Below are 17819 nucleotides of genomic sequence, written 5' to 3'. Positions count from 1 at the left end.
GTGGAGATTTCCTTGAGCGAGGCTTCCGTCGGCAAGGAGGCGCGCGGGTGCTCAGCGCAACCCGGCTGTGGGGTCACGTGAGCAAGCAGGGGATCAGGTGTTACTGGAACTGCCCGATGTTGATATCGCCGAGGAGGTCGCCCAGATCGATGATCGGGCCGTTGATGAGTGCCCCCGAGGCTTCGGTCGAATCGGTCGGTGAGGTCTCGGCAGCGGAGGCGCTGACTGGCGCGGCCATGAGACCGACCGACATGAGGATGGCCGCGAGTGCGGCACCGGAGACGGTGCGGGCGTTGATGAGCTTGAGATTCTTCATGGTCCCTGTCCTCTTCTGGTATCGGTGGCAATCGTCCGTACGGGGACGGACATGTGTCATTCGGAAGACTCGCGAATGTGGATTGGCTGGCCAAGAGTTTTTCTTGGTCCGATGTTTCGAACCCTTCGTCACAGCACTACGACAGGGGAGGGCCGCCTCGGCGAGGGGAGACGAAAAACCACGGGTGCCGACGTCCTCACGATGAGGACATCGGCACCCGTGGTGGTTGTGGAGCGGGAGCGACCGAAGGTCAGCTCACGGCGACCTTCTCGCCTTCTGCGGGGCGAGCCGCCTCGGCGGGGGCACCATGCGCATCCGGTTCGAGCGAGAGCTCATCGAACGGGTTGTCACCCGACAGGGTGGCGCGGGCGACGTCGAGGTCGATCTCGTTCGTCCACTTGCCGATGAGCAGGGTGGCTACGGCATTGCCGGTGAAGTTCGTCAGCGCACGGCACTCGGACATGAACTTGTCGATGCCGACGATGACGCCCATGCCGTCGAGCAGTTCGGGACGGTGCGACTGCAGACCGGCGGCCAGGGTGGCCAGGCCCGCACCGGTGACGCCGGCGGCGCCCTTGGAGGCGATGATCATGAACACGAGCAGCGAGATCTGTTCGGGGATCGACATCGGCATGCCCATGGCCGAGGACACGAACAGCGACGCCATGGTCAGGTAGATGGCGGTGCCGTCGAGGTTGAACGAGTAGCCGGTGGGCACGGTGATGCCGACGACCGGCTTCGAGACTCCGGCGTGCTCCATCTTCGCGATGAGGCGCGGCAGGGCCGACTCGGACGACGAGGTGGAGAAGATGAGCAGGAATTCACGGGCCAGGTACTTCAGCAGCAGGAAGATGTTCAGGCCGGTGACGATCTTGAGCAGACCGCCGAGGACGATGACGATGAACAGCGCGCAGGTGAGGTAGAAGGCGCCCATGAGGGTTGCCATCGCTCCGATTGCGGCCCAGCCGGTCTTGCCGACGACTGCGGCGATCGCACCGAAGGCGCCGACGGGGGCGGCCCACATGATCATCATCATGAGTTTGAAGACGACGGCCTGGATGTGCTTGATTCCGGTGAGCACGGGCTCGCCGGCCTTGCCCATCGACTGCAGGGCGAAACCGACGAGGAGCGCGAGCACCAGTGTCGGCAGGACCGGGATGTCACCGGGGATGAGGCTCATGAGGAAGGCGACCATGCCGCCTTCCTCACCGCCGGATGCCTCTTCGTACGGCTGGAGGTGGAGTCCGTCGCCGGGGTGGATGAAGTTGCCGACGATGAGGCCGATGACCAGGGCGAAGGTTGCCATGACCAGGAAGTAGATGAGGGCCAGGCCGCCGACCTTGCCGACGGTGGCCGCCTTGGCCACGGAGCCGACGCCGAGGACGATGGTGCAGAAGATGACCGGGGCGATGATCATCTTGATGAGAGCGACGAACGCCTTGCCGAGCGGTTCGAGGGCGATTCCTGCCTCGGGGGCGATGAGGCCGATGGCGGCACCGGCGAACACTGCCACGATGACCATGATGTAGAGCCAGTGAGTGCGATCCTTCTTCCGCTGCGGGGCACCCTGATCGGTGGCCGCTGCGGTGGCGTTGCCCGTATTCGCGGGCCCGCCTTCTTGCTGTGGCGACATTGCCATGATTCCTCCAAATGATTTCCGCGAACTCACCCGTCGGTGGGTGCGAACGCGCGCGACGACTGGCCGCGGTGGTGATGTACCCGACAACTGTGCCAGCCGATGTGACGGGTGTCTCGGTTGCGTTCATAGTGTTCACAGGAGGAGTGAGACGCGCCGAGGCAGGAGTATGGCCAGGGGGGACAGGCCGGCGAGGGTCAGGCCGGCGAGGGTCAGGCCCGCGGCTCCTCCGCGTGCCGGTGACCGGCGTCGGCACGCGGTTCCCGCTGTTCGAGGGCCTTGAGGCCGATGGGGCAGGTGATGGTGAGCTTGAGGCGTCGGCTCTTGGCGTCTTCGACGGCCCGCCACATGAGCTCCCAGCGGTGCTGATCTGCCTGAATGGGCTCGATAGCTTCGCAGTAGATGAACATGACCTCATTGGCGTCGGGCTCGAGTTTGTAATGGAGCGCGGCCACGATCCTGCCGGGAAGGTAGAGGTCGTACTTCGAGGATTCCTGGTTGTTGAGCATCGTGTACACAGTGGTCTCCTGGGGTAGGTCGGTCAGAATGGTCGGTGTCACCAGTCGCTGGGCGTCAGAGCCGCCGCAGATGCTGGGTTTCGCAGGTCGTGGAGGAAAGCTTGCGCCCAGCGGCGGACGTCGAAGGCGTCGACGGTGTCGGCCATCGCATCCATGCGCCTCCGAGCCTCGTCTTCACTGAGCGTGGCCGCGTGATGGATGGCCGCCTTCAGGCCGGCCCTGTCATGGGGATTGACGATGATGGCCTGGTCGAGTTCTTCGGCGGCTCCGGCGAATTCGGAGAGGACGAGTGCACCGCCCCTGCCTCGGCGGGCAGTGGCGAATTCCTTGGCCACGAGGTTCATCCCGTCCCGCAGGGAGGTGACGAGCAGGATGTCGGCGGCCAGGTACAGAGCGACGGCTTCCTCTGTCGAATGTGAGTGGTGGGAGTAGTGGATGACATCGCCGTCGAGAGTGGAGAACCTCCCATTGATGCGCCCGACCGTATGTTCGACCTCATCGCGCAGGTCCTGGTAGGCGCGCACGCCTTCACGCGAGGGGACTGCGATCTGTGCGAGACAGGTTCCCTGCGCATCGAGCATTCCGTCGTCGATCAGCTCCTCGAAGGCCCACAGCCGGTGCAGGATTCCCTTCGAATAGTCGAGACGATCCACACCGATCATGAGGGTGGCGGGATCGCCCAGGTCACGGCGGAAGCATCGGGCCATCTCTTGTACCGCCGGGGATTCGGCCGCGGCCCGGATCTCGTCGACGTCGATCGAGATCGGGTACGAGCCGATGCGGCCGCGAAGTTCCTCGGGATCCATGCCCAGCAGCTTCTGCATAGCCTGGCGGGCCTTGGCGGCATCGGCTTCTCGCTGGAGACCGATGACATCGGCCCCGAGCAGGCCGCGGAGGATCTCGTCACGCCAGGGCAACTGGGCCATCTGCTCGACGGGAGGGAACGGAATGTGGCAGAAGTATCCGATCCGGATGTCCGGTCGTTGAGCGCGAATCATCGCCGGTACGAGCTGGAGGTGGTAATCGTGTACCCAGACTGTCGCCCCAGCCTCGGCTGCCTTGATTGCGGCCTGTGCGAATCGGGCGTTGACTTCCCGATAGGCCCGCCACCATGAGCGGTGGTACTGCGGCGCGACGATGAGGTCGTGGTGCAGCGGCCATAGAGTGGCATTGCAGAATCCTTCATAGTACTGCTGATGTTCGTCGTGGCTGAGGGAGACGGGGACGAGGCTCATCCCGTCGAAGTCGAAGGGCTCGAGGCTGTCGTCGTGCGTGTTCGCCCAGCCCACCCAGGCTCCGGCGTGCTCGCGCACCACGGGAGCTACGGCGGAGACCAGTCCGCCGGGCGAGGCCTCCCACGCCCCATCGATGCGGTCGACGGGGAGGCGATTGGCCACCACGACGAAAGCATGGCGGTCAGTTCCCATCATCTTCTCTTCTTCTCGTGCCGCCGGGACGGATCGTATTGGCACGTCGACTTCGGGGGCATGGAATCTGAAAGCATGGCCGAAGGGCGGAGGCAGACAGTGCCTCCGCCCTCCAGCCGCGTCCCTCAGTTCTCCGGTGAGTCCTTGAGCGAGTCTCTGACGCCCTTCAGTGAGTCTTTGGCATCGTCGCCGACCTGCTTGATCTTGCCCTTGGCCGCGTCAGTCTTGCCTTCGGCTTCGAGGCTCTTGTCGTCGGTGGCCTTGCCGGCGGCGGCCTTCGCCTTGCCCTTGAGCTCTTCTGCCTTGTCCGAAGCCTTGTCGGCCTTGTCGTGAGAATTCATGATTCGTCCTTTCGTGTGGATCGGTCTGGACGTTCTGCTCTGTCGAACTCTATTCATGTTTACAGTGTAATCAACTTAGCAGACCGAGTTTTCGCTGCGCAATAGATCCGGCGAGTCGGGTGGTCGATGGAGAGTGATAGCTTAGTCATCCATGAGGAGTTTACAGTGTAATCGCGTTATCAGGGGATCTCTCGACGCGTCGGATCAAGCGAGTAGACTGACGGTGAAATCCGCCCGGTCTGCGACATCTCCGACGAGGAAAGGGAGGCGCGCGTGGTTCAGCAGCGACTTGATCGTGCACAGGTCGTCGAGTCGGCGATCGCCTTCGTCGATGCCTGCGGTCTCAGCGAGCTCACGATGCGTCGCCTCGGAACGGCCTTGGACGTAGAGGCGATGGCACTGTATCGGCATGTTTCGGGGCGGGGGGACCTCCTCGAGGCCATGGTCGACGAGCTCATCGACGGCCTCTTCGACGACGATCTCATGACAGAGGACTCCCATTCGTGGGAGGAGTATCTGCAGCGTGTCGCCAATGCCACGCGGAATCTGGCCCTCAAGCATCCGCGGATCTTCCCTCTCATCGCCACCCAGCCACCTCAGGCGCCCTGGCTCCGTCCGCCGCTGCGAAGCGTGCGCTGGGTCGAGGACTTCCTGTCCTCGCTGCAGCGCTTCGGATTTGCCGACGCCGAGGCAGTGGCGGCATACAAGGCCTTCACGAGCTTCCTCGTCGGCGCGCTTCTGCTCCAAGCGGCCTCCCTGACCCCGGAGGTCCTCGGAGATGAGGAGGAGTCCTCCGCCGGTGACGACCTCGGCGAGTATCCCACGGTGTCGCGATTGCAGGGCCTGCTCATGGAAGACCACGCCCAGCGCGAGTTCGACGACGCCCTCGACGACCTCATCGAGCGGATCCGCACCAGCACGCAGGGCTGAGAGTCTCGGCAGCTGGGGTCGACAGTCCTTGTACTGTGGCGCACCTGCGCTCTCGCGGATAGTCTTGGCTCAGTGACGATCCCATTACGAAGGAGCAGGATATGAAACTCAGCACCGCACTTCTGCGCGCAGCCCCCGGCGCATTCATCCTCAACTCGGGCATCGGCAAGCTCGGCCTCGACGAGGATTCCGCCGCGGGACTCCAGCAGATGGCCGCCAACGGTGTGCCCATGGTCGAAAACATGACCCCCGCCCAGTTCGGGAAGTTCCTCTCCTACGGTGAGATCGCCGTCGGCTCCGCACTGCTGCTGCCGTTCGTGCCCACCCGCATCGCCGGCGCCGCACTGACGACGTTTGCCGCAGGCCTCGTCGCGAACTACTTCTCCATCGATTCGATGACCAAGGACGACGGAATCCGCCCGTCCGAGGACGGCATCGCCTTGGCCAAGGACACCTGGCTGGCCGCGATCGGCCTGGCCCTCCTCCTCTCCGGCGGCAGCAAGAAGAAAAAGAAGAGCGACACGAAGTAATGACCTCCGTCCCGGCCCCACCACGGCGGGGCCGGGAACGGATCCGGCGCATCCCATTGCATCAGGCCCGACTCTGCTGTTCTCGGCAGGGCCGGGCCTCATTGCGTCTGCCCGGCTGCTGGCTGACATATAGGTTTGACCTATATGGTTTAGCAATAGATTCATCTTGTTCCGCCTCGGCGATGTTGAGATTCTGAAATCACCAGTCGTCAATGGAGATGAGCAGATGAACAAGCCACACACTTTGAAACCCACCGAGCAGTCGCTCACACCCAGCAGTGCCGCGCCCACGCGGCGAGATTGGGTGATCGTCGTCTTGCTGCTGGTGTTCTTCACCCTCAATTTTGCCGACAAGGCTTCGCTGGGATTTGCGGCTTCACAGATTAAGGCCGACCTCGGGGTCGGTGATGCCGAATACGGACTGCTGAGCAGCGGCTTCTTCTGGCTCTTCGCCGCCGGCGCTGTCGGCATCGCCGCACTCTTCCGGTGGATCAACCTGCTGTGGGCTGCGCCGGTCCTCATGCTGGCGTGGGTAACCACGATGATCCCCTTGACCATGGAGACGAGCTTTCTGGTGCTCTTCATGTCGCGGATGGCACTCGGATTCTTCGAGGGTCCGGCGCACGCTCTGTGCCAAGGTATCGTCGCGCTGCGCTTCCCACCCGAGAAGAGAGCCTTGGCCGGTGCCATCGTAAATGCCGGCTCATCAGTCGTTCCGCTGATCAGTGCGCCCATACTCACCTGGATCATCGTCAAATTCCACTGGCATGCGGCATTTCTCGTCCTCATCGCTGTCGGCGTCGTGTGGATGATCGTCTGGTGGATGACAAACCGCGGACAGATGCAGGTGCTCAACTCGAACCTTCCTGCCGTCGAACGATCGCGGTTCGAAGACGAAGGAGGACAAGCCGATCCGAACGGCGATATCAAAGTTCCCTTCTATTACTATTTCCGCCTCGGATCGTTCTGGGGCTTGGGAATCCTGAGCTTCGGCGGATATATCATCACTTCGTCCAAAACGTCGTGGTTGCCCGTGTTCATGCACGAAGGACTGGGCTACTCTCAGGAACTGACCGGCACCTTGGTCACCCTGCCCTATGCCTTCGCCGTCGTCGTGCTGATTTCTTCCGGTGCGCTTTCCGGGTGGCTGCTGAAACGAGGATTCACCTCGAAGGCGGCACGCAGCTACCTGACCGCCGGCGCGCTCATCTTTGCCGGTATCAGCTTCATCATCTTCAGCTCCATCGAATCGAGCATGATCCAGATGATCTTCGTGGTCGCGGCATTCTCCATCAACAGCGTGGCCTTCTCGATTGCCTTCGCGGGAGCCTCCGACTTCCTGCCTGCCAAGCAGAGAGTTGCCTTCTTCGGTTGCATCATCGGCTTCTACAGCATTGCGGGTATCTCGGCTCCCTACGTCATCGGCCTCATCGTTGATTCAGCTGACACGGTTGAAGTGGGATACGCCCTGGCTTTCCGCGTTGTGGGTATCGCCATCATCGTCTGCGCTCTCATCGGCGGGAAGCTGCTCGACCCGGAGAAGGCGCGTCTCACACTGCTGGCCGCTACCGCCGAATACAACAGCAGAAAGGACAGCTGAATGAGTACCCCACCCCTGCAGGGCCTGACCGTATTGGACCTGGGACAGTACATTTCTACTCCACTGGCAGGGCAGAACCTCGCCGATTTGGGAGCCCGCGTTATCAAGATCGAACCGCCGAGAGGCGAACAGGCACGCAACATCGGACTCTTCGGCGACACCATGATCGAGTCGAGCAACCGCGGCAAGTCCAGCCGTGCGCTGGACCTCAGCACAGACGATGGCAAAGAAGAGTTCTATTCGATGGCTGCCACAGCCGATATCGTCATCCACAACTTCCTTCCGCGAACGGCCACGAAGCTCGGAGTGGATTGGCCGACCCTCTCAGCACGATTCCCAAGACTGATCTGCGGCGTCGTGTCAGGCTTCGGGCGACTCGGCCCCCATGCGAACAGCCCCGGTCTCGACATCATGGCCCAAGCTGAATTCGGTGTCCTCGGTGTGACAGGGGAAGCTGACGGGCAACCGCAACGAGTCGGATTCGCCGTTGCCGATGTTCTCGCTTCTCACGCTCTGACCAGCGGTGTGCTCGCTGCTGTGGTGGCCCGCGACCGTGAAGGTCGCGGAACTCTGGTGGAAACCTCACTGATGGAAGCAACTGTTCATGCTCAAGCTGCACAGTGGGCGGAGTACTCGCTCACCGGACGGGCCCCAGTGCGCAAGGGGAACGGCCAGCCGCACGCAGCTCCGGCCGCGGATGTCATCACCGTGAACGGATCAAGTTTCGTGCTGTCTGCCTATACCGACGCGAAATGGGCTGCGCTGTGCACCGCCATCGGGCGAAAGGATCTGCTCACCGACGACCGATTCGGATCGAACGAGAATCGGGTGGCCAACCGGCCGGCCATGCTTGAAGTCATCACCTCCGCGCTCACGGGAATGACCGCAGACGAAGCAGTCACCATGCTGCGCGAAGCGGGCATCGTCTGCGGACTCATCCGATCCCTGGATGAGATCCGCGACGATCCCGACCTGTGCGCCAGCGGATTGCTGTCGGTAGTTGAATCGTCGACAGGGAAACCGCTGACTCTGCCGGGTGCACCGGTCGTCTTCAATGGCGAACGGGCGACCGCGGCGCAGGGAGCGCCACCAGTCGGATCAGATCACCCCGTGAAGAACTGACCACCGCACACCACCTCACGCGCCGACGGGTACTGAGTCCTCGCGCGGCAACCGATGCAATCACATGAGAAAGGGTTGAGAATGATCGACCAAGCCATCAGACAGATGACGTTCCCGGAGTATCTGGACCGGATAGCAGCATTCACCAACGATGTCCTCATCCCCGGCGAAGGGGAGATGATGAAGGCCGGGAAGGTCCCTGATCCAATCGTCGAATCGATGGCGAACCTCGGTCTTTTCGGCATCTCCCTTCCCCGCGAGCTCGACGGGCTGGGCTGGTCCATGGAAGAGCAGGTCAAGCTCACCATGGAATTCACCCGCGCGTCCGCGGTGTACAGGTCACGTTTCTCCACCGTCATCGGGCTGTGTTCGCAAGGTCTGCTGGACTTCGGCACAAGCGAGCAGAAGGCGAAATGGCTGCCCTCGATGGCCGCTGGCGAAACGGTCACCGCATTCGGCCTGACCGAGCCCGACGCCGGCTCCGACGCCGGGTCGCTGATAACAAAAGCACACAAAGTCGGCGACGGTTGGGTGATCAACGGGGACAAGCGCTACATCACCAACGGCGCCTGGGCCGACCAGCTCTTCATCTTCGCCCGAACCGGCGAGGGCATCAGCTGCTTCATCGTCGATCGTCTCGCCACTGGAGTCACAACGCGCGCAGCAGAGACGATGAACGGTCATGAGGCAGGACCTGTCGCCGAGATCGAGCTGCGCGATGTTCATGTGCCGGAAGAAGCGCTCATCGGGGGCGTTGAGGGCACTGGAATGAATATGGCGCTTCGCGGCATCAATCACGCTCGGATGCATGTGGCCGCGACCGCTGTCGGCCAGACGACCAGAATGCTGGAAGAGACAGTGAAGCATGTCAGCCAGAGAGAACAGTTCGGCGCTCCGCTGTCGGACCTCGGTGTAGTGCAGAACTCCTTGGGGGAGTGCTTCGCACAGCTCGAAGCGGGCCGGGCGCTGACATTGGAGAGTGCGCGGACCTTCGATGAAGGAACGATTGCCCGGCACCGGATTTCGGCGGCGAAACTGTACTGCACGGAAATGGCCAGCAAGGTCGCCGACGAATGCGTGCAGCTGCTCGGCGGCGAAGGAATCGTTGGTGGTCATGCGGTGCCGAGGATGTGGAGGGACGTCCGCGGGCTGCGAATCTACGAAGGATCGTCTCCCATCCACCGGAGGAACCTCGGGCGCGCCATGGTCAAACAGTCGCTCAAAGACGGGACTCTGCCGGACTCCTACCGAGTGAAATAGTATGAACAGATGGAACTCCGGCACCTCGAGTATTTCGTAGCGGTCGTCGACCACGGCGGAGTCAGTCGAGCTGCTGAAGCACTGCACGTGGCGCAGCCGACCATCTCTCAAGGTCTGAGAGTGCTCGAACGTGAGCTCAAGGTCGAACTGTTCGTGCGCACCGGGCGGAAACTCACGCCCAGTCCCGCAGGGATAGCGCTGGTCAGCGACGCGCGCAAAGCGCTCAAAGGAGTTCTCGACGTCAGTGACCACGCCCGTGAGATCCAAGAGGCCAGGGGCGGAGTCATGGCCATAACGACGATGCCGGAGCTCTCCAGCGACGCGCTCGTGAACTGGGCGTCGTCGTTTCTTCGAGAGAACCCGAAGTTCCATTACCTGATCTCCGAAGCCGACAGCGCAGCCGGCCTGGCCGCAGCCGTCGAGACGGGCAAGTCGGAACTGGGTTTCACCTCCTTGCCGATTGCGGAGAATCCGCAGCTGGATTCTGTGGTCATCGGCACGCAGCGACTGCTGCTGGTGGCGCCTCAGGACTCCGCCCATGACCTCGACTCGGTTGCCGAAGGGGATGTGGTGAGCATTGCGGACCTGCCCGAGATCCCGATTGCCGTGTCACACCTGGCCAACCGTGAGAACACTGCCGTGGCCAGGGTCTTCGAGGATTGCGGCACCAAGTTCTCCCCACGAGCGATCTGTCCCAACCGGTCGACTCAGCTGGCGTTTGTGCTCAGCGGAGAGATGTTCACCTTCCTGCCGTTGCGGATGGCGCTGACCGCCTATAGGCAGGGGGCGCGAATCTATGACACTGCGCCTCTCGTCGAGAGCGACTTCGGTTTCGTCTATCGCCGATCGGGCATCAGCCAGGCGGCACAACAGCTGATCGCAGCATGCCGAGCGTCGATGCAGAATTGGTCGGAGACCACCGAAAACGCCTACCGGTCGACCGGTTCCTATACCGCCGCGCTCAGGGTTCTGGCACCATAGAACAAGAATCTGGACCCTGCCCTGTCCGCCGGGGTGCGCGGAACAGGAGTCAGTCACCTGTTCTTGAGATATTCAGTGGTGCGGCAGAGGGAAGAGGACGACGATCAGCAGTAGACGACGCGTGAGGAGGCCGGCGCAGGCCACCCTGGCGAGGCGCCTCTTCCTCGTCCAGCTCGTCCTCATCGTCCTCGTCTGCACCGCGCTGTCGGTGACGAGCTACGTGACGACGCTGAACAACATCCGGCACGCCACCGGAGAGCGGGTCCTGTCCATCGCCGAGACGCTGGCCCACGATCCCTTCGTCACCGAGGCTGTGACCGGGGACGATCCCTCCGCCCGGTTGCAGCCCTATGCACTGACCGTCATCGATTTCGCCGAGGTGGATTTCGTGACGATCATGGACCGCGACGGCACGCGCTACACCCACCCCGCCCCAGATCAGCTGGGCAAGAAGTACCTCGGGTCCACCGCGAAGGCCCGGGCCGGGCAGACCGAAACCGAGGAATACGTGGGCACGCTGGGCCCGTCGGTGCGCGCGATCGTGCCGATCACGGACGCCGATGGCGAGGTCACCGCCATGGTCGCTGTGGGCGTGACACTCGAGACCCTGTCGGTGGCGCAGGCGGCCTCCCTGCCGCAGATCATCCTCGTCGGCCTGGCCGCGCTCGCCCTCGGCGGGCTCGGCTCCTGGCTGCTCGCTCGTTACCTGCGCCGAGTCACCCTCGGCTATGGTCCGGAGGAGCTGCGCCGTCTGTTCGCGTTCTACGATTCGGCCCTGCATTCCCTGCGTGAGGGCCTCATCCTCGCCGACGATTCCGGTCGGCTCGTCCTCTACAACGACGAGGCCGCGTCCCTGCTCGGCCTGCCCAAGGTGGAGGAATCGACGCCGATCTCCCTCGCCGAGGTGGCCCTGCCCGAATCTGTCCGCGACCTTCTGACAACCGGTCGGGTCGCCGTCGACGAAATCCACTTCACCGAGGACCGTGTCCTCGTCATCAGTCAGAAACAGGCCCGGCAGCCGCGCGGCGGGCGCGATGAAGGCGGAACGGTCGCGACCCTGCGCGATCGCACGGACATCCAGGAGCTCACCGGTGAGCTGGCGACGATGACGACTCTGTCCGAGGCCCTGCGTGCGCAGACTCATGAACATGCCAACCGTTTGCACACGGTCTCCACTCTCATCGAGCTCGGCCGGGTGCAGGAGGCGCTGGACTTCGCAGTCAAGGACGAGCAGGAATCGCAGCGGCTGACGGATTCCTTCGTTGCCTCACTCGACGAGCCATTCATCACCGCGCTCATGATCGGCAAGGCCGCGCAGGCCAATGAGCGCGGCATCGAACTCACCGTCACCGCCACCGGCGAACTCCCTCCCGAACGACTCGATGCTCGCGACCTCGTCACCGTTGCCGGCAATCTTCTCGACAATGCTTTCGACGCGGTCGCGGACTCGGATGAGAAGCACGTGTGGGCGGATTTCGTCGCCGCTGACGGGGAGCTCATCATCACCATCGCCGACTCCGGTGCCGGAGTTGCTGGGGAGGACATCGATGCGCTCTTCCACCTCGGCGCCTCGGCGAAATCCGAGGTCGGGGGAGTGGGACGGCACGGTTTCGGGCTCGTCTTGGTTCGGCAGGCGGTGAGCCGCCTCGGCGGACATATCGATGTCGATTCCGATGGCGGTGCGATCTTCACGGTAACGCTTCCATTGGGGGACATCGACGCGCCCGGCGACTACGATTCTTCGGAGAACCACACCACTGATGGTGAGGATTCGAGTCAGGATCGGGCGGAAGGAGACTCACGTGAGCGATGATGCCGCGCTGCTGGTGCTCATCGTCGAAGACGATCCGATGACGGCGCAGGCGCATGCGGACTTCGTGGCCCGGATTCCTGGGTTCGAGGTCGTCGGAACGTGTCTGGGCGGGCACGAGGCGATCGAACGCTTCGACGAACTCGCCGCGGCCGGGACGCCAGTCGATATCGTCTTACTCGATATGAATCTCACGGATTCGCACGGCCTCGAGGTGGCGGGGCGGCTGAACTCGCGCGGTCAGGACGTCGACATCATCGCGATCACCGCGGTGCGGCATCTGCAGGTCATCCGGTCGGCGATCTCGTCGGGCATCACCCAATACCTCATCAAACCCTTCACCTTCGCGTCGTTCCGGGAGAAGCTGGAGAACCAGCGGGAGTTCCGGCGCGGACTCAGCGGATCGGGGTCGTTGGCGACTCAGGCCTCGGTGGACAATGCGCTCTCAGCCCTGCGGTCGGTATCGTCGACGACTCTGCCGAAGGGGCTCATCGCCGAGACCCTGGAAGCCGTGTCCGCCTTCGTCCGCGATTCCACGGTTCCGGTCTCCGCCACCGAGGTGGGGCGTCGGCTTGATCTGTCCAGGGTCACCGTCCGCCGGTATTTGGAGCACCTCGTCTCGACGAAGCAGGCGATCAAACAGCCTCGGCACGGGAATCCGGGGCGGCCCGAGTACGAGTACCGGTGGGTGTGAAGGGTCGGTGAGGCTGCGGCTGTAAGGAAACAGTCAGGTTCGACGACGCGTTCGGCCTGACCAGATCTGTCATACTCAATTACGCACATCCCCAGCCCATCTGCGCAGTTCCCCCGCTGCCACCTCGGCGCGCGCCGAGAGGATAGAGAAGATCCCGACAGTGACAGACGACCATACGAACCGAGCCGTAAACCCACACGAGACGGCGACCCCACCGCCCTCGACATTCGACGCACAATGGGGTCCGCGAGCGTACTCGGAGGCTGAATTCGCCGCAGCGATCGAACGCAGCGACGTCCTCTCCGAGTCCGAACTCACCCAGTTCTTCACCTGCGCTGGTGGTCGCACCCGCGTCGCCGACATCCTCCTGCGGTCACGCCTGAACGCAGGTGTGCCCGTTGCCGACACCGATCCCGACCGTATCGATGCACAGCTCCCGCCCGCACTCACGCCCGTCGTCGACGGCGTCTCCCGGGAATCCGCGGCACTCTTCCTGCTGACTCTCTTCGCGTGGACCTCGCGAATCACCTCGGTGGCAGTCGATCTCGTCCACGCCGCATACGTCGCCGCCGAAGTGACCGACACGGCCAACGCGACGGCCGAGGACCTCACCTCTTTCCTCATCGATGAGGGGCTGTTGACGATCTCGACCGGCCCCGACGAGGTCTTCGCTGTCCCTGCCCTCATCCGGATGCTCGTCCGCCGCAACACCGCGATCGACCCGAGACTCGCCGGCAAGAACCCGCGTGAGGCTCTCGGGGCGGCCGCCGCCGACACCTTCGGCCGGCAGCGTGCAGATGAGCGATCCGGGCTCGTTGAAGTCGTCGATGTTGCCGTCGAGACTCGGAACTGGCATATCCTCGAACGGGCCTGGGCCCGCCGCTCGGTCAATGTCTTTCTCGACGCATCCACCGCCGTCGAGGCCTATCTCAGCGTCCCCGAGGATGTCCTCGCGACGAACCCGATCCTTACCCTGGCCCGAAGCGCGGCCCGCCGTATCGACTCGACCCGGTTGCGGCTTCGCACAGACGATGGACCGACGCTGCTGGCTGCCACCGACTTCGACAGCATCGTCGTGCCCGAACTCCACGGTCTGCTCCGCGAGGAGGCAGCATTGCCGCTCTCAGCCGACGAGGTGGCTGTGGTCACCACGCTGGAAGCGCGCACGCACCGGTTGAATCGGGAGAACCGACTTGCGCTGGAGATCCTCAAAGCGGGACGTGATCGACTGCGCCACCTTGGCCTAAGTCACCCCGGACCTACGCTCATGCTGCAGTCCGAGCTCAACCTCGAACACGGGCGCAACCTCATTGTGGCCGGTCGCTTTCCCGAGGCGATGTCGATGCTGCAGCGGGTTGTCCAGTTTGCCGAGATCTACACCCCGAACTCTCCCCACCCTCTGCTGCCCGGACTGGTTGAAACCGCCTTGGCCGGGATGGGCCACGGGCACGGATCGGAAATGGACCGCAACCTGGATCGGGCTCGAGAGGCCGCGTCCCGATTCGGGATGGAGGCACTGCCGGATGAGCACACGGCCCTGTGCATCGAGTTAATGCGCAGCCTCGACCGTCTCGATCTTGCTGCCGCCGAGCAGATCGTCTCCGCGCTCGACACAGCACTGCCGACCGAACACCTCGGGCCGATTCCCGATATCGTACGAAGCCTGCACTATGTCTTCCAGGGGCGCGCGTCGCACGCGGCGAAGCTGCTGACGGAGAGCATGCAAGTAGGTTTCCTGCCGATGACCGAAGCACAGAGCACGCGGTTCTCGGGCATTCTCAACATCGCCAGCTCCGTGCTGGTTGCCGCGGGGGAGACGAAGGCGCTGCAGAATCTGGGCGACCGCATGAACCCGCAGAGTCCTGGATATTCCATTGTCAAGGCACGGCAGGCTCTGGTGTTCGGCCAGCACGATGTACTGTGGAGCGCGACTGGGCAGGCGCTGGCCGGTGACCAGGGGCCCAGGTTGAAGAGTTCGGCCATGGCGTTGCGCGCCGACATCCTCCACCATGAGGGCCGGGCAGACGAAGCGCTCGAGACGTTCGTCCATGTGCTCGACTACTGTTCGATCACTTCGTCCGTGCTGGCGATCACACAGCTTACCCGAGGAGCGAGGCTTGCGTTTGTTCATGAGTCGGCGAAGCATCCGATGTGGGATGCGGTAGCCAGGTCGTTCGGTCCGGGCAAGGTGGCGGCGGGCGAGCTGCGAAGGCGTCTGCTCGATCTGCCTGAGACCTCGCAGGCGGTGCCCGATTTCCAGACCGATCTCACGCCGACCGAGCAGTCGCTGCTGTTCGCGATCGACTCATCGAAGTCGATCGCGCAGATCGCCCGCGAGTTCGGAGTGGTGTCGGGAACGCTGAAGAATCGCCTGTCCGCGCTCTACCGCAAGCTCGGCGTGCGCAGCCGTGCCGAGGCTGTGGCCTATGCCCACCGCGCTCAGCACAGGTGATTGCGTGAGAATCGTCTGCGGCGAGGCGGCCGCCTGACGGCCAGTTAGCAGAGGCACCGGAACGATCGATCCACCGCGAGCAGTCTGAGCTCTCTGTCTTCGGCGGTGGATCAGTGGCAGAACTCCCACCAGCCGACGACGTGACAGTGGGATCCTTCGTCAGGGTCTTCTCCGTCGGCGTCTGAGGCGTCAGAAGCATCTGCTGCAGTCGAATCGTCTGCGTCTGCGACTGCTTCTGAGGTCGAGTCGACCCCCGCATCCGGTCCGCTGGGCGCGGCCGAGGAGCCAGCGTCGCCGTTCGCAGCCGCATCGTCAGTGCCTTCCGACGATTCCGATGAGGAGTCGGAACTCGGTTCTGCTGGGGCCGAAGGAGTGCTGCTCGGTTCTGGGCTGGGCTCGCTCGAGACCGTCGGCTCCTCGGCCGGTGTGGGTTCGGCAGTCTCTGGGGTCGTTTCGGATGAGGGCTCATCCGGTTCGCCAGGCGGAGCCTCGGCGGGTTCCTTCTCTTCGTCATCGTCCCTCGGCTGCTGCCGGTCGGACGAGGAGGGGGTCTGGGTCTTTTCCTGCGGGGCGGGCTCTTGAGTGTTCTCCCTAGAGGCCCGCGACCGCTCCTCCTCGCGTGAAGCGGAGCGCTCGGCGGCGTTCTGCTCGCGTTCGTCCGAACTCTCACCTCTCTCATCGCTTCCGGCCGGCCCAGCAGCGTGCGGTGGAGAGACTGAAGAAGGCGTCGTCTTCGGTGGGCCAGCAGGCGCGGAGGAAGTCTCTGCCGCAGCAGCAGACTGTGGGGCAGGGTCGCTCTGAAGATTCACAAGTGTGGCGGCACCGGCCGCGATGGCGGCACTGGCGGCGATGCTCGCGATGGCGACTTTGACCGCCGACGCCCCGGCCGCGATTCCGGTGGTACTGCCTCCGGAGCCGCCCGCACCCGCTGTGCCGGTGGTACTCTTCGAAACTGCGGCTGCCGGGCTTGAGTGCGGATCCGCGGCGATCGTACCCGACTGCCCATCGGGCCCGACGTTCGCCGTTCCTGCTCCTGTCAGCAGCACAGCTGCTTCCGGGAAATAGCCCCATTCGATGAGCGCGGCAGCGAGAGCAGCGGGCGTGATCCATGCCTGGAACGTCGTATTGACGCTGCGGAGCTTGAAGGACTGACGGCGGCAGTGACCGCAGTGGCTGAGATGGGTCTCGATCGCTTCGGAGCGTTTCTGGCTCAGCTGCCGGCGCACGAAACGCGCAAGCTCGGAGGAGTACTCCGCACATTCAGGTGCACTGGGTTCAACGTGTTCCTGCAGATAGGCGGCCCGGAGCCCCTCTCGGGCACGACGCAGAAGCGAGCTGAATGAATTCGGCGACAGCTCCATCTTCTCGGCTGCATCAGCGGTCGGTGTCCCGTCGATGTCGATGAGAATGAGTGCGTTCTGCCAGGTGTCGGGGAGAGATCTGAAGGCACGGCCCAGCTGATCTCGCTCAGCTACCTCGGCGGCGTGATCGCCCGGTTCGCTGTCTGCGAGGAACGTCAGCACATCGGGTTCGACGATCGTTGTCGCACGGGCTGTCGCCGTGCGCCGGTACGATTCGGAGCGCACAGCGGCCATGAGGTACGCCTTGAAGGACTCATCCGGCCCTTTCCCGTTCCCCCACGCGCGCCAGATCTTGGCGAAAGCCTCGGCGACGGCATCTTCTGCTTGCGCACGATTTCGGTTGAGGCGCAGTGCGAAATGCAATGCGGGCAGTCGATGTCGGGCATAGAGCTCACCGTAGGCGGTCCGTGCAGTTGCCGATTCGGGCCGGTGGTCACGGATGCGGGCACAGAGGTCGGAGTCGCTGAGTTCGCTGCCTGGGCGCGGCAGTCCGAAAGGGGACCGGGAACTATCGGTCGATGATGACCACGCTTCGGTCATCGGCTAATCGCCTCGGTGTAGAGGCACGGAAGTTGGCGCTGAATCTGCATGGGGACCTCAACTGTGATTCGGGGAACAGTTCGGGGTATTTCAGGGGAGTGCTGAAACTCTACAGGAGAAGTTCTCGGCTTCCCAAACATTCGAAACCCGGTGCTGTGAGCTCGAAATGTCAGCCGAAGGAGAAGAGATGCCTTTTCGATGTAGTCCTGTTTGCCGTGTCGCGGAGAAAAACTTCTGGAACTCGCGAACGAAAGCCTCCGCGCGCAGGTCTCAGTCTATGGAGAGGTCAAGACCCACGATC

The 17819-nt window shown here is 63.4% G+C and carries 15 protein-coding genes; 9 read left to right on the top strand and 6 right to left on the bottom strand.

What is annotated here, in order from left to right; all coding sequences use genetic code 11:
* Window positions 1–100: 100 nt before the first annotated feature.
* The 5 genes from KTJ89_RS18135 to KTJ89_RS18115 all read right to left on the bottom strand — a co-directional run bounded on the left by KTJ89_RS18135 (window position 101) and on the right by KTJ89_RS18115 (window position 4238).
* Complete coding sequence (locus tag KTJ89_RS18135; RefSeq protein WP_172174768.1) at window positions 101–316, bottom strand: hypothetical protein; 216 nt, start codon at window positions 314–316, stop codon at window positions 101–103.
* Between the two features lie 250 nt (window positions 317–566).
* Window positions 567–1838 (bottom strand): cation:dicarboxylate symporter family transporter, encoded by a 1272-nt coding sequence (locus KTJ89_RS18130; protein ID WP_259358829.1) that lies wholly within the window; start codon window positions 1836–1838, stop codon window positions 567–569.
* A 326-nt stretch (window positions 1839–2164) separates the two neighbouring features.
* Entirely contained in the window at window positions 2165–2512 is a 348-nt protein-coding gene (locus KTJ89_RS18125; RefSeq protein WP_259358817.1) for a hypothetical protein, read from the bottom strand.
* A complete protein-coding gene (locus KTJ89_RS18120; protein ID WP_259358816.1) occupies window positions 2509–3897 on the bottom strand; it encodes an alpha,alpha-trehalose-phosphate synthase (UDP-forming) in 1389 nt (462 codons plus the stop codon). The genes KTJ89_RS18125 and KTJ89_RS18120 overlap by 4 nt, the downstream gene beginning before the upstream one ends.
* Window positions 3898–4022: 125 nt before the next feature.
* Entirely contained in the window at window positions 4023–4238 is a 216-nt protein-coding gene (locus tag KTJ89_RS18115; RefSeq protein WP_139906896.1) for a CsbD family protein, read from the bottom strand.
* 273 nt (window positions 4239–4511) lie between these two features.
* Here KTJ89_RS18115 and KTJ89_RS18110 point away from each other — a divergent pair, with 273 nt between their 5' ends.
* From KTJ89_RS18110 to KTJ89_RS18070, 9 genes are all read left to right on the top strand, one after another.
* Window positions 4512–5168, top strand: coding sequence for a TetR/AcrR family transcriptional regulator (locus tag KTJ89_RS18110; protein WP_259358815.1), 657 nt, complete (start codon window positions 4512–4514; stop codon window positions 5166–5168).
* Between the two features lie 101 nt (window positions 5169–5269).
* Window positions 5270–5698: a hypothetical protein gene (locus tag KTJ89_RS18105; protein ID WP_172174780.1), complete on the top strand. Its 429-nt coding sequence runs from the start codon at window positions 5270–5272 to the stop codon at window positions 5696–5698.
* Between the two features lie 226 nt (window positions 5699–5924).
* On the top strand, window positions 5925–7298 hold the full coding sequence (locus tag KTJ89_RS18100; protein ID WP_259358814.1) for an MFS transporter: 1374 nt from the start codon (window positions 5925–5927) through the stop codon (window positions 7296–7298).
* Window positions 7299–8420, top strand: coding sequence for a CaiB/BaiF CoA transferase family protein (locus KTJ89_RS18095; RefSeq protein ID WP_172174786.1), 1122 nt, complete (start codon window positions 7299–7301; stop codon window positions 8418–8420).
* 81 nt (window positions 8421–8501) lie between these two features.
* The gene (locus KTJ89_RS18090; RefSeq protein WP_172174789.1) at window positions 8502–9680 is read left to right on the top strand and encodes an acyl-CoA dehydrogenase family protein; all 1179 of its coding nucleotides are present in this window, start codon (window positions 8502–8504) and stop codon (window positions 9678–9680) included.
* A gap of 9 nt (window positions 9681–9689) precedes the next feature.
* Window positions 9690–10661, top strand: coding sequence for a LysR family transcriptional regulator (locus tag KTJ89_RS18085; RefSeq protein ID WP_172174792.1), 972 nt, complete (start codon window positions 9690–9692; stop codon window positions 10659–10661).
* A 121-nt stretch (window positions 10662–10782) separates the two neighbouring features.
* A complete protein-coding gene (locus KTJ89_RS18080; protein WP_259358813.1) occupies window positions 10783–12474 on the top strand; it encodes a sensor histidine kinase in 1692 nt (563 codons plus the stop codon).
* A complete protein-coding gene (locus KTJ89_RS18075) occupies window positions 12464–13165 on the top strand; it encodes a response regulator (protein WP_259358812.1) in 702 nt (233 codons plus the stop codon). Before KTJ89_RS18080 ends, KTJ89_RS18075 begins: the two co-directional genes overlap by 11 nt.
* Before the next feature lie 160 nt (window positions 13166–13325).
* On the top strand, window positions 13326–15617 hold the full coding sequence (locus tag KTJ89_RS18070) for a helix-turn-helix transcriptional regulator (RefSeq protein ID WP_259358811.1): 2292 nt from the start codon (window positions 13326–13328) through the stop codon (window positions 15615–15617).
* A 110-nt stretch (window positions 15618–15727) separates the two neighbouring features.
* Here KTJ89_RS18070 and KTJ89_RS18065 read toward each other — a convergent pair whose 3' ends face one another.
* A complete protein-coding gene (locus KTJ89_RS18065) occupies window positions 15728–17518 on the bottom strand; it encodes a sigma-70 family RNA polymerase sigma factor (protein ID WP_259358810.1) in 1791 nt (596 codons plus the stop codon).
* Between the last annotated feature and the right edge of the window lie 301 nt (window positions 17519–17819).

The organism is Brevibacterium sediminis (assembly GCF_024895295.1).
In the GTDB taxonomy this organism is placed as follows: Bacteria; Actinomycetota; Actinomycetes; order Actinomycetales; family Brevibacteriaceae; genus Brevibacterium; species Brevibacterium sediminis.
The sequence above is the reverse complement of the archived record's forward strand: the minus strand, read 5'-3'. Positions and strand labels throughout refer to the sequence as shown.